Source organism: Protofrankia sp. Cas8 (assembly GCF_963555845.1).
Taxonomy (GTDB): domain Bacteria; phylum Actinomycetota; class Actinomycetes; order Frankiales; family Frankiaceae; genus Protofrankia.
Map to the genome: position 1 here is coordinate 11221 of NZ_CAUVXI010000087.1, position 9601 is coordinate 20821.

Here is a 9601-nt window from a genome sequence, read left to right on the forward strand (position 1 = left end):
AGGGGCGAGCGATGCCCGCTTACCGAAGCGGTTCAGGTGATCCAGCTCGCACGTTGGCGCTGCTGTGGCGCGAGCCCGGGTTCGGGCAGTCGGCGCGCGGACCCAAGCAGGGACTGTCCGTCGACAGGGTCGTCGACGCCGCGATCACGCTGGCCGACACGGCTGGCCTGGACGGGCTGTCCATGCGCAGCGTCGCCCGTGCCGTCGACGTCTCAACGATGGCGCTGTACACTTACGTCCCCGGCAAGGCTGAACTTGTCGACCTCATGCTCGACGCCGTATACCTCCGCATGGAACGCCTCCCGGTCGACAGGCAGTCCTGGCGGTCCCGGCTCACCGCCATCGCCGAACAGAACCGGGCCCTGTTCGACATGCACCCGTGGATCGCCGACGTATCCACCGCCCGGCCACCCCTCGGGCCCGGGCTCATGGCGAAATATGAGTACGAACTGTCCGCGTTCAACGGCTTGGGCCTTGACGACGTCGCCATCGACGACGCCCTCACCTACCTGCTCACCTTCGTCCAGGCCGCAGCCCGGGCGGCCATCAGCACCCGGGCGTCACAGCTCGACAGCACGATGAGCGACGAACAATGGTGGGCCGCCAACGCACCCCTGCTGGCCCGCGTGTTCGACTCGACCGCCTACCCCACTGCGGCCCGAGTCGGCACTGCCGCCGGCGCCGCCCATGGCAGCGCCTATCACCCCGACCACGCATACCAGTTCGGCCTGGCCCGGGTACTCGACGGGCTAGCCGTCCTCATAGGTGGACAGCAGGCCAGCGCCGGCCGCTAACCACACTCGTGCCGCACCCTGGCCAACCAGCCGCGTCACAGAGTCGAAAGATCGAATTCCGCGTCACCCTGTTCACCACCCGCGTCGCCGCGCCGACCATGGATGAAACCGACCAGGCAATCCTCAACGCCCTCACCGAACGCGGACTCGTCCGGGGGATCGGCACCAGTCCCAGCGACCCGAGACGCCGCTATTACCCCGCGATCTGAGGTGAGGATTACCGGTGGGGCTGGATCCGGCCGCGGGCATGCGTGATCACGCCGGGTGGTCGGGGCCGGCGCGGTCGGCGTTATCCAGTTGCGGGAGTGTCCCTTTCTCGTGTGTAGGTAGGGGCAATGCCGCGGGTTCGACGGTGACTGTCAGGCTCCGACCCGCGGCATCCCAGACCGTGACCGGGGCTCCGCAGCCCATCTCGAACGTACGTTCCGTAGCCCGGGTGGGACGGGACCCGTACCACGATGAACTTTGTGACCGTGGTGATGGGCTGCGGCCGGCGGGGTTCAGGCGGGGATGGGGCGTCCATCGGCATCGACGATCGCGAGTCGGACACCGAGGGGGGCCGCCAGCCTGGTGAGGGTGTCCAAAGTCGGGCTGATCTGCCCGCGTTCGATGCGACTGATTTCGGACTGGTGGACTCCGCACGCCTGGGCAAGCTGCCGCTGGGTCATGTGGGCCGCTTCCCGGGCTGCCGTCAGCTGCCGAGGAACCTCGAAGAGGCGTCGGCGTTCAGCGTCGAAGTGTTCGGTGTAGACATCGAGTCATCCGCCCCTGCCGCGGACCTGCGAGATCCACCAGCGATGGAGACTCCGGGACGCCCTCCTTCGATGTGTGGGTGCTTGCCGGCCGCGAGGGTCAGCCGGGCCAAGTGCGGCCTCGGCGCGCTCTCGGGTCAGAGCTTGCCGCGGGTTACTACGACCCGATGCCTCAACCTCTCGGCCACCTGGGCGACGAAGGCGTCAGACAACCGAGGCCAGTTCCAGAAGGTGAACCCGAGGAATCCGAACGCGAAGGGCCAGTCCCCGATCCAGCGCCAGTCGTTGAGGAGGCCTACTTGTCCGCAACTCGCACAAGCCACGTCGCCTGGCCCGCCGTTGTGCCAGCTGCCGATTGCGTCGCTGAACACCTCCCATTGCTTGGTCGTTGCCCCTGTCCCTGCGTCTTCGAGCAGCATCGTCTGATCACAGCGTGGGCAAACCACCGGGCCAAGCTCGCCTTGGACGGGGTGGAATGCGGTACGTCCTGTTGTGACCGTCACTCCGTTGGTTCTCAGTCGGCTGAGGTAATCATCGGGTTCGGCTAGGGCCAGGGCGTGGCGCGGTCCCGGCCCGTAGCCGAGATCTGCGCCGAGCACGCAATCGGTGGCTTCTGCGGCGATGATGTCTGTGTTAATCAACCAGCGCACAACTGTCGCGGCGAGTGCGGTGGTTTCAGTCTCCGTTGCCTCAACGTCTGCGATGATCTCGAAACTGTCGCCCATGGTCGGCACGGTAGCGAAATGGTGGATGGCTCAAGCCAGAAATCGGGGTCTGCGGCGCAGCCTTCGACCGGTCCTACCGGGACCCGTTTATGGCGGCCGTGATGATCGCTGTCACGGTCGCCGGATCTGACACGACGATGATGCCTTCGGGGCCGCGGACGTAGCAGAGCCGGTAGCTGTCCTCGTACTGCTCCAGCTCGCCGACGAGTTCGGCGCCGTGGGCGTGCAGGCGGGCGAGGATGTCCTCGATGTCTTCGACGGCGAACGTGATGTGGCGGATGCCAGGCGTGTTCGCCGGTGCGTTCGACTCAGCGCTGGCGGCTGCCGGCTCTTGCTGGCCAGGGGCTCCCCATGCTGGCCCGACGTGTGCAAGGTAGCGGCCGTGCCCGGTCAGGCGGTCGTGGTGCGAGCGCGCGCGAGGGCCCGGTAGACCGTGGAGCGGGTGACGGAGAACAACTCCTCATGCGTGATTCCATGTCGAGAACCTCTGACCGGCTCCGCTCACCAGGCGAGGGCCGCGAAAGGCGCGGCCGCGACATCAGGAGATCACCATGCCGAAGTACCTGCTGCTCAAGCACTACCGCGGCGGCCCGGAGCCGCACCGTCCCGTGCCCCCGATGGACCAGTGGGCCCCCCAGGACGTGGAGGCGCACATGGCCTTCCTCCGCCACGTCGCGGAGCTCCTGGAGGAGCGCGGCGAGTACGTCGACGCCCAGGCGCTCGTGCCCGCGCGCACCTGGGTGCGCTACGGCGGCCCGGACGCCGCGCCGGTCACCACCGACGGCCCGCATCCCGAGACCAGCGACCTGGTCGCCGGTTGGTACATGATCGACGTGGAGTCCCACGAGCGCGCGCTGGAGATCGCGGCCTACGTCTCCTCCGAGCCCGGCCCCGGCGCCAAGCCGCTCTACGAGTGGATCGACGTCCGGGAGGTCATGACCGCTCCGGCGTCCGGCGTCTGACCGGCGTGTCCGGCCAGCCGACCGACCGGGTGGACGAGGGTGAGCTGCGCGCCCTCGTCCCCCGGGTGCTCGCTGGGTTGGTCCGCCGCGGCGAGGACTTCGATGCCGCCGAGGACGCGCTGCAGGAGGCGCTCATGGAGGCGCTGCGCGTCTGGCCCGAGCACCCGCCCCAGGACCCGCGTGCGTGGCTGTCCACGGTCGCGACCCGGCGATTGATCGACGCGCGCCGCAGCGATGCCGCCCGCCGCGCCCGCGAGGACACGCTGCACGAACAGCCGGAGCCTGAGTCGCCCACCACCGAGACCGGAGACGACGCCCTCTTCCTGCTCTTCTGCTGCTGCCATCCCGATCTCGCGCCCGCCTCCCAGGTGGCGCTCACCCTGCGGGCGGTCGGCGGCCTGACCACCCGGGAGATCGCCGACGCCTTCTACGTCCCGGAGGCGACCATGGCGCAGCGGATCAGCCGGGCCAAGCGCAGCCTGCGCGGGCGCCGCCTGGACGAGCCCGGCGACCTCGCGGTCGTGCTGCGCGTCCTGTACCTCGTCTACACGACCGGGCACGCGGGGCGGGTCGACCTGGCCGCCGAGGCGATCCGGCTCGCCCGCCAACTCACCCTCGCCACCGAGGAACCGGAGGCGCGGGGGCTGCTCGCGCTGATGCTCCTCAACCACGCCCGGCTCCCGGCGCGACTCGACGGGCAGGGCCGGATCGTCACCCTCGACCGGCAGGACAGGGGCCGCTGGGACACCCGCGAGATCGCTGAGGGCGTGCGCGTCCTGCAGTCAGCGCTGGCGCTGGAGCGCCCCGGCCGGTACCAGGTCGAGGCCGCCATCGCCGCCCTGCACGACGACGCGGCAAGCGCCGCGGAGACCGACTGGCCGCAGATCCTCGCCTGGTACGACGACCTGGTCGGCCTTACCGACGACCCGGTGCACCAGGACCCCGCCGCTGTGCTGGGCCGCGCTGTCGCGGTCGGCCACGTGCTCGGTGCCGTCGCGGGGCTGCGCGAGACCGACCGGCTGCGCGAGGTGCTCGGCGACCGCCACCGGTGGCATGCGGTCCGCGGCCACCTGCACGAGCTCGACGGCGACCTGCTGGCCGCCGGCGCGGCGTACACGCAGGCCGCCCGCCGGGCCACGGACGTCGCCGAGCGCGACCACCTGATCCGTCAGGCCGCCCGCGCGCGGGCCGCCGAGCTATAGATGAACGTGCCGGTCGCCAGGTGCGCGAGGACGTCGCGGCGCAGCGAGGGCACGTGGTCGAGGTTGAAGTCCTCGAGGGTCGTGATCTGCGGGAAGTGGGCGGTGCGGAACTGTGCGGCGACGAGGGTGTCGATGTGGTGGCGGCCGGGGCTATCCGTCCGCCTCGGGGCCACAAGGTCATACGCGGCGTGGATCTAGTGGGTCGGCCGCCGACTACAGCCATATCCTGTGGTCTGTGAGCATCGTGCGGGACGAGCTGCACAGGCTAATCGACCGGCTTCCCGAGTCGCAGGTGGCGCCGATCCTGGCTGTGGTGCGCGAGAATACCCCGACTGAGGACGGTGGGGACGAGTGACCGCTGCCGGACTTCGTGGGCGCCCTGTCCAGCGGCAAGGGCGATCTTGCAGCCCGGTCCAGTGAGATTCTGCGTGAGGAGATGGGGCGCGAACCCGAGTGATCGTCTGGGACACCGGCCCGCTCGTCGCTGCCCCTGACACGGCTGTCGGCCAGGCACGATGCCCAGTGAAGCCCGAGCGGGCAGCATCGTCGAATGGCTCGAACGTGCGTTCCATAACTGCCCCAGTCTACTCGATGCCTCAATAGTGGTACCTGCATTGAGCCATGCGGATCTCGTCGCCGCTAACCTTGTAGATGAGTCGGTGCTCGTCGTTGATGCGCCGCGACCAGTAGCCCTGAAACCCGTGCTTCAGGGGCTCAGGCTTGCCGATGCCGTCGTTCCCGTTGCGGGCGATGTCCTGGATCAGGGTATTGATGCGCTTGAGTATCTTGCGGTCCTGGGTTTGCCACCATACGTAGTCTTGCCAGGCGTTCTCGTCCCAGACGAGCTTCACTCCGCAAGGTTCCGGACGACGCCGCCGCCGCTCTCGAGCCGGTCGATGGCGATCAGCAGTCGGCGCGCGTTCTCCGGGCTGCGAAGCAGGTATGCCGTCTCCTTGAGTGACTGGTAGTCATCCAAGGAGACGATCACCACCGGCTCGTGGCCGGCGCGGGTGATGACGACCTCTTCCCTGTCCTCCGCCACAGCCGTGAGAACTTCTGCGTACCGTGCACGTGACTCCGAGTAAGTCATTGTCCTCATGGCATCCTCCTCGTTTGTACGGAAAGTTGTACGTACAGAAAATTGTACGTCCAGAGGTGGGGATCGGCAAGGGTCCTTGGCGTACCGGCCCCCCGTCGAAGACTGACCCGGCTCGACCAGTCGCCGGCCGACACCAAGCGGCCTGGCACCGAAGCGGCCTGGCACCGAAGCGGCAAGGCCATCATCCGAATCGAACATGTGTTCGGCACCTACCTGGCCCAACACTGCGACATTCACCGGTGAGACAAACTCCTGGACCGACGCCGAATTGGGCTACAAACTTTGTCCGCGGACATTAGAGCAACCCGCCGCTGGCTATTTGTCCAAGCGCGTTGGAGGGCCGCCGGACCCACCGCGCCAGCGTCTCCGTTTCTTCCTCCGACACGATTAGCTCTGCTGTGGGTCGTCCTCGTCGCGCCATGACTTGATCCTCGAGGACCGACCACCAAATACAAGATCGTAGAGGGTGTTTTGGAAACGAATTTCAGACGCAGGACACTAGTGATGGTTTTCGCGATCGATCTGATCCCAGAGCTCGTCCGCACTGGACGCGCACACGAGGACGTGGAGCGCAGTCGCCCCGAAACCGTCGCGCTGTCGATCGCTTACAACCGGCGTACCAGAAATTTCTTGAAAGAAATCCGGGAGGCGGTGTCGGATCGGGGCGGAGGTGTTCGTTGTAGGGGTGAGTGGCCGCCCACGAGGGGTGCCCCCAAAGCACAGGAGTGATCCGAGATGCAGTACATGATTTCCGTGATCTTTGACACGGCTGGCTTGGCTACCCCGGCGGAGCAGGTCGCGATCGACGTGTTCAACGACCGGCTTGTGGCCGAGGGCCACTGGGTCTTCGCCGGCGGCCTCGGGGCGCCCAGCGCGGCCACCGTGATCGATAACCGGGGTGGGGAGGCGATGTTCACCGACGGGCCGTTCCTGGAGTCGAAGGAGTTCATCGCCGGCTTCTGGATCATCGAGGCCGCGGACCTCGATGTGGCGCTCAAGCTGGCCGCCGAGGGGTCGAAGGCCTGCAATCGGAAGGTCGAGGTGCGGCCGTTCCTGTGAACAGGGTCGACGTCCGGGAGGCGATCACTCGGGCCCACCACGAGGAGTGGGCGCGAGTGGTCGCCGCCCTGACCAGGCGTTTCGATGACCTCGACATCGCCGAGGAGGCGGCGGCCGAGGCGTTCGCGACCGCCGTCGAGCACTGGCCGGCCGACGGCGTGCCGCCCAACCCCGGCGCCTGGCTGACCACCACCGCCATCCGCAAGGCCATCGACCGGATCCGGCGCGAGAACAAGCGCGAGGACAAGCAGACGGAGGCTCAGCTGTTGTACGACGACGACCCGCCCGAGCCTGTCGGCCCCATCGACGACGAACGGCTCCGGCTGATCTTCGCCTGCTGTCACCCGGCGCTGGCGATGCAGACCCGCGTGGCGCTGACGCTGCGCATGGTCGGTGGTCTGACCGTGCCCGAGATCGCCCGTGGCTTCCTGGTACAGGAGGCCGCCATGGGGCAGCGGATCACCCGGGCGAAGGCCAAGATCAAGGCGGCTCGCATCCCTTATCGGGTGCCGTCCGAGCAGGATCTCCCGGCACGCATCTGCGGCGTGCTCGCCGTCCTGTTCCTCGTCTTCAACGAGGGCTACCTGGCGACCGGCCCCGATACCGATCCCGTACGTCACGACCTGACCGCCGAGGCGATCCGGCTCACTCGCCTGATCCGTGCCCTCATGCCGCAGGACGGTGAGGTGGCCGGGTTGCTGGCGCTGATGCTCCTGACCGAAGCCCGCCGTACGGCCCGGGTTTCGGGCAGCGGCGAACTGGTCGCCCTCGACGAACAGGACCGCGGGGCCTGGGATGCGGCGCTGATCGCCGAGGGCCATCGGCTGGTGCGCGAGCGTCTGGCCGCCGGGGTGGCCCCGGGGCGCTACCAGATCCTCGCAGCGATCAACGCCGTGCACACCTCCGCCCGCGATGTACGCGACACCGACTGGTCGCAGGTCGTCGCCCTCTACGACCAGCTCGTCCGCCTTGACCCCTCGCCGATCGTCGCCCTCAACCGGGCCATCGCGGTCGCCGAGATAGACGGCCCGGAGGTGGCGCTGGCTGCTGTCGACCGTCTTGAGGACACGTTGGCCGGCTATCACGCCTACCATGCGACCCGCGCTGACCTGCTGCGCCGGCTGGGCCGCAGCCAGGAGTCGCGCGCGGCCTACGACAAAGCCATCGGGCTGGCAGGCAACACCGCTGAGACCGCCTACCTGACACGCCGCCGCGACCAACTGGGGTAGTGCATTTCCGGTATCGGTGAACAGTCGAGAACGGTCGCCGCCGATGGGACCGGTCACCGCCGGGATGGAGCACTGCATCGGCTAGAGTTCCTGTTGTAGCCAAGTGAGTGAGCGATACGCGCCAGACATGAACTGGTGCGAGCGCTACGGCGGCCCAGAGGGGGCCACCGCGCGCGTCGTGGATGTTCGGCAATACCTGTGGAGTAAGAGCGTCAGTTCGGTAGACCCCGGATGGGAAGGTGGTTCCCGGTTACGCATCTGCGACCCCAACGCCTCCGCCCTCTCTGGTGGAGATGCGCAGACAGATAGCCGGCGCAGTGGGCCGGTAGACGGTGTTGAATCTCGCTCGGGGGGCCTTGGTGCCGTACGGCACCAAGGCCCCCCGACGTGTCCCGAAAGGTGCAATGGCCCCAGAAATTGCACCGAGACCCGCCGACAGCCTCGACGACGACTACTACCCCGCCTACACAGTGGGCCGCGCAGCGGCGATGCTCCAGACCACACCTGCCTTCCTGCGGTCCCTCGGCGAAGCCCGTCTGATCACTCCGCTGCGCTCCGAGGGCGGACACCGCCGCTACTCCCGCTACCAGCTGCGCATCGCCGCCCGCGTCCGCGAACTCGTCGATCAGGGCACCGCCGTCGAGGCCGCCTGCCGCATCGTCATCCTCGAGGACCAACTCGTGGAAGCCCAGAAACTCAACGACGTACTGCGCAATCGCGCAACCGACGGGCCGCCCGTCGAACCGTCACAACGAAGCCGGCCCGTCTGAGCAGGGTGGCCTGCGTGTCGTGGTCAGCTGGCGACCCTGCGACCCTGCGGGTAAGGCCGGCGTTGGCAAACTTCCAGGTCACAGAGGACGAGAGGATTCCACGCCGTTGCGGACGAGTTCCACGTCCCACCACTGCGGATGACGTCCAGGTCGTCGATACTGTCTGCGCCGGCAGCCATCCCGGCGATGATCGAGATCAGCTTCGGTGTCGCGTTGGCCGCCCCGGACGTGACCCGCTCATCGACAAACCGCACATGCTCGTCCAGCAGCGGCGGCAATCCCCCAGCAACGGCACCAGCCCCGCGTGCGACACGAGATTGCCCTCGTCGAACACCGCGCTGTCACAGGAGCGTGAGAAGAGGTCCACGGCCGCAAGCCAGCTGCGCCCGCTCACCCGCGCGGCGCGGGCCGGCAGGAGCACGGAGACAATGATTGCCACGCGTCCTCAAACAATTTTGTTCGTCATACTAAACTAATTGGTTAGCCGAGCCGTATAGACTGGCGACGGTCGGTGTCAAGGAAGGGCGGCCACGGAATGGCAAAGCATGCCGGTGAGGCCGAGCACAGCGCGTTGTGCCTGCGGCTGATGCAGCTCATGCCGCGTATCGCCCGGGGCATGCGCCGCTCGCAGGACCGTGCGGCACCGGCGACGCAGAGTCCGCTCAGCCCGCGCCACGTCGCCGTGCTGGAGCAGCTCCGGGACGAGCCGTTGACCGTCGGCACGCTGGCGGCCCGGCTGGAGTTGACCCTGTCCACCGTCAGCGGCGTGCTGGCCGACCTGGACCGCGCCGGGTTCGTGATCCGCGAGGCGGACGCCGGCGACCGGCGGCGCACCATCGTCAAGATCTCGCCGCAGAAGGTAGGGCTCGTCGACGAATGGCTCGATGACGCCGCCGAGCCCCTGTTGCGCGTCCTTAACCAACTGGATGCCAGCGAACGGGCGGCGTTCCTCAAGGCCATGGACCTACTCGAGGCCGAATTGCGCGTCCAGGACAGCGCACGCTGAGTA

Annotated in this window: 12 protein-coding genes and 3 pseudogenes; 8 read left to right on the forward strand and 7 right to left on the reverse strand. The window is 67.9% G+C overall.

The genetic code is table 11. The annotated features are described in order from the left end of the window. Positions 1-11 precede the first annotated feature (11 nt). A complete protein-coding gene (locus U9977_RS14135) occupies positions 12-794 on the forward strand; it encodes a TetR/AcrR family transcriptional regulator (protein WP_416210610.1) in 783 nt (260 codons plus the stop codon). A gap of 8 nt (positions 795-802) precedes the next feature. Next, positions 803-1003 (forward strand): hypothetical protein, encoded by a 201-nt coding sequence (locus tag U9977_RS14140; RefSeq protein ID WP_322749712.1) that lies wholly within the window; start codon positions 803-805, stop codon positions 1001-1003. Positions 1004-1294: 291 nt separating this feature from the next. Here the strand turns inward: U9977_RS14140 and U9977_RS14145 are convergent, their stop codons facing one another. The 3 genes and pseudogenes from U9977_RS14145 to U9977_RS14155 all read right to left on the reverse strand — a co-directional run. Next, entirely contained in the window at positions 1295-1489 is a 195-nt protein-coding gene (locus U9977_RS14145; RefSeq protein WP_322749723.1) for a helix-turn-helix transcriptional regulator, read from the reverse strand. Positions 1490-1683: 194 nt separating this feature from the next. Further along, complete coding sequence (locus tag U9977_RS14150; protein ID WP_322749713.1) at positions 1684-2271, reverse strand: hypothetical protein; 588 nt, start codon at positions 2269-2271, stop codon at positions 1684-1686. Between the two features lie 73 nt (positions 2272-2344). Next, positions 2345-2599, reverse strand: a pseudogene (locus U9977_RS14155) (VOC family protein); the annotation flags it as partial. Positions 2600-2822: 223 nt separating this feature from the next. Here U9977_RS14155 and U9977_RS14160 point away from each other — a divergent pair. Together U9977_RS14160 and U9977_RS14165 are read left to right on the forward strand one after the other, a co-directional pair. Further along, complete coding sequence (locus U9977_RS14160) at positions 2823-3233, forward strand: YciI family protein (RefSeq protein WP_322749714.1); 411 nt, start codon at positions 2823-2825, stop codon at positions 3231-3233. Positions 3234-3238: 5 nt separating this feature from the next. Then, on the forward strand, positions 3239-4435 hold the full coding sequence (locus U9977_RS14165) for an RNA polymerase sigma factor (RefSeq protein WP_322749715.1): 1197 nt from the start codon (positions 3239-3241) through the stop codon (positions 4433-4435). On the opposite strand, the pseudogene U9977_RS27020 reads toward U9977_RS14165, so the two are convergent. From U9977_RS27020 to U9977_RS14180, 3 genes and pseudogenes are all read right to left on the reverse strand, one after another. Beyond that, a pseudogene (locus U9977_RS27020) lies at positions 4435-4548 on the reverse strand (AAA family ATPase); the annotation flags it as partial. The gene U9977_RS14165 and the pseudogene U9977_RS27020 overlap by 1 nt on opposite strands. Positions 4549-5031: 483 nt before the next feature. Beyond that, a complete protein-coding gene (locus U9977_RS14175; RefSeq protein ID WP_322749717.1) occupies positions 5032-5286 on the reverse strand; it encodes a Txe/YoeB family addiction module toxin in 255 nt (84 codons plus the stop codon). Then, positions 5283-5534, reverse strand: coding sequence for a type II toxin-antitoxin system prevent-host-death family antitoxin (locus U9977_RS14180; RefSeq protein ID WP_322749718.1), 252 nt, complete (start codon positions 5532-5534; stop codon positions 5283-5285). The genes U9977_RS14175 and U9977_RS14180 overlap by 4 nt, the downstream gene beginning before the upstream one ends. 735 nt (positions 5535-6269) lie before the next feature. Between U9977_RS14180 and U9977_RS14185 the strand changes: the two genes are divergently transcribed. From U9977_RS14185 to U9977_RS14195, 3 genes are all read left to right on the forward strand, one after another. After that, positions 6270-6593, forward strand: coding sequence for a YciI family protein (locus U9977_RS14185; protein WP_322780487.1), 324 nt, complete (start codon positions 6270-6272; stop codon positions 6591-6593). After that, a complete protein-coding gene (locus tag U9977_RS14190) occupies positions 6590-7822 on the forward strand; it encodes an RNA polymerase sigma factor (protein ID WP_322749720.1) in 1233 nt (410 codons plus the stop codon). The genes U9977_RS14185 and U9977_RS14190 overlap by 4 nt, the downstream gene beginning before the upstream one ends. 404 nt (positions 7823-8226) lie before the next feature. Then, on the forward strand, positions 8227-8592 hold the full coding sequence (locus U9977_RS14195) for a MerR family transcriptional regulator (protein ID WP_322749721.1): 366 nt from the start codon (positions 8227-8229) through the stop codon (positions 8590-8592). 125 nt (positions 8593-8717) lie between these two features. On the opposite strand, the pseudogene U9977_RS14200 reads toward U9977_RS14195, so the two are convergent. Then, positions 8718-8959, reverse strand: a pseudogene (locus U9977_RS14200) (IS1380 family transposase); the annotation flags it as partial. A 168-nt stretch (positions 8960-9127) separates the two neighbouring features. Here U9977_RS14200 and U9977_RS14205 point away from each other — a divergent pair. Next, on the forward strand, positions 9128-9598 hold the full coding sequence (locus U9977_RS14205; protein WP_322749722.1) for a MarR family winged helix-turn-helix transcriptional regulator: 471 nt from the start codon (positions 9128-9130) through the stop codon (positions 9596-9598). Positions 9599-9601 lie beyond the last annotated feature (3 nt).